Source organism: Streptomyces sp. MBT53 (assembly GCF_016654115.1).
Classification (GTDB): Bacteria; Actinomycetota; Actinomycetes; order Streptomycetales; family Streptomycetaceae; genus Streptomyces.
Window position 1 is genome coordinate 1 of sequence record NZ_JAEQAZ010000412.1, and the last position, 1,989, is coordinate 1,989.

Here is a 1,989-nt window from a genome sequence, read left to right on the forward strand (position 1 = left end):
CCCCTCACCCCGCCTTCGCCTCTCCCCCGCCGTACTCGCCGTACAGAACCCGTGTCGCCGCCTCGTGGGTCACGCCGTGGTCGGCGAGCACCTCGCCCGGTACCCCGGGGAGGATGGTCAGGGCGAGGAGGAAGTGCTCGTCGCCGATGTGCCGGTCGCGGTGGGCCACGGCGATGCGCAGGGACTTCTCCAGGACGTTCTTGGCACCCCGGCCGAAGGTACGGCGGCCCGACCACCACTCCCCTCGCTTGCGGTCGCCGGACATCGCACCGACACCGTGCACCTCCTCGACGCGGGCGACGATCTCCGAGACGTCGATGCCGAGTCCGGCGAGGGCGTCGGTCTCGGACTGGGAGAGCCCGGCACGTCGGCGGGCGTCGCCCAGAGCCTGCCGTAGGGACTCCTTGCGTTCCTCGGTGGTGAGGCCGAGGGCGGTCAGGGTGAAGGAGGCACGGCTGCCTTCGCGGTCGAGGAGCGCGAGCAGCAGATGCTCGGCCTCGACGGAACCGGACCCCGACCGCTCGCTGTGTTCCACCGCGCCCTGCACCACGGCGCGGGCGTCTTTCGTGAACCGTTCGAACATCACTGCCTCCCGTACTTCTTGTGCACGGCCTGCCTGCTGACGCCGAGTTCCGCGGCGATCTCCTGCCACGACCAGCCCTGATTGCGCGCGCTGCGCACCTGCACCGCCTCCAGCTGCTCCACCAGCTTGCGCAGCGCGGAGACGGCACGGAGGCCGACCCGTGGGTCACGGTCGCCCGCGCGCTCGGCGAGATCCGTTGCTTCGGTCATGGTGTCAACCTACGTTGACGCGCACTCACCTGTCAATCAAAGTTGACAAACAGGTGTCGGCATACGGCTGCGGCCGGCCCGGGAAACCGGACCGGCCGCAGCGGAGACGTACCAGGGAGGGTCAGTTGTTGGTGAGCACGATCTTGCCGAACTGGCCGCCGGAGTCGAGGCGTTCGAAGCCCTCGCGGGCCCGGTCCAGCGGGAGTACCTCGTCGATGACCGGGCGGACACCCGTCGCGGCGCAGAAGGCGAGCAGGTCCTCCAGCTCGTCCTTGGTGCCCATGGTCGAGCCGACAACCTTGAGTTCGAGGAAGAAGATACGGGTCAGTTCGGCGTGCGAGGGGCGGTCGCCGCTCGTGGCACCGGAGATGACGAGCGTGCCGCCGGGTTTGAGGGACTTGACCGAGTGGGACCAGGTGGCCGCGCCGACGGTCTCGATGACGGCGTCCACGCGCTGCGGCAGCCGGGCCCCCGGCTCGACCGCCTCCAGCGCGCCCAACTCCAGCGCCCGCTTCCGCTTGGCCTCGTCCCGGCTGGTCGCGAAGACCCGCAGCCCGGCCGCCTTCGCGAGCACGATCGCGGCCGTGGCGACACCGCCGCCGGCGCCCTGGACGAGCACCGAATCGCCGGGCCGTACGCCGGAGTTGGTGAAGAGCATGCGGTACGCCGTGAGCCAGGCCGTGGGCAGGCAGGCGGCCTCGGCGAAGGACAGTTCCTTCGGCTTGGGCAGCACGTTCCACGTCGGTACGGCGACCTGCTCGGCGAAGGTGCCCTGGTAGTGCTCGGTGAGGATGGAACGGGGTTCCCTGGGGCCGACGCCGTGGCCGGTCTGGCCGATCACGGAGTGCAGGACGACCTCGTTGCCGTCCTCGTCGACGCCGGCGGCGTCGCAGCCGAGGATCATCGGCAGTTTGTCCTCGGCGAGGCCCACGCCGCGCAGGGACCACAGGTCGTGGTGGTTGAGGGAGGCGGCCCTGACATCGATGGTGCTCCAGCCCGGCCGGGCCTCGGGGGCGGGACGCTCCCCCAACTCAAGGCCGGAGAGCGGCTGGTCGCGGTCGATTCGGGCGGCGTAGACGGCGAACATGGCTTTGACCATAGGCTCCGCCGGTGGCGTGGGGAACTACCGGGCGGTGTGACACATGCCCTCTTGCGCACGCGTGCAGTGTTCCGGCTCACCCACGAACGCCCCGAACG

General features: G+C 70.4%; 3 protein-coding genes. All 3 read right to left on the bottom strand.

Annotated features, from left to right (window positions below):
* Window positions 1-4: 4 nt before the first annotated feature.
* Entirely contained in the window at window positions 5-583 is a 579-nt protein-coding gene (locus JHN45_RS51680) for a Clp protease N-terminal domain-containing protein (RefSeq protein WP_201056432.1), read from the bottom strand.
* Window positions 583-792 carry a helix-turn-helix domain-containing protein gene (locus JHN45_RS51685; protein WP_019058236.1) on the bottom strand — a complete coding sequence of 70 codons (210 nt, stop codon included), beginning with the start codon at window positions 790-792 and terminating at the stop codon, window positions 583-585. Before JHN45_RS51685 ends, JHN45_RS51680 begins: the two co-directional genes overlap by 1 nt.
* Before the next feature lie 121 nt (window positions 793-913).
* A complete protein-coding gene (locus JHN45_RS51690; RefSeq protein ID WP_201056433.1) occupies window positions 914-1,879 on the bottom strand; it encodes a zinc-binding dehydrogenase in 966 nt (321 codons plus the stop codon).
* Between the last annotated feature and the right edge of the window lie 110 nt (window positions 1,880-1,989).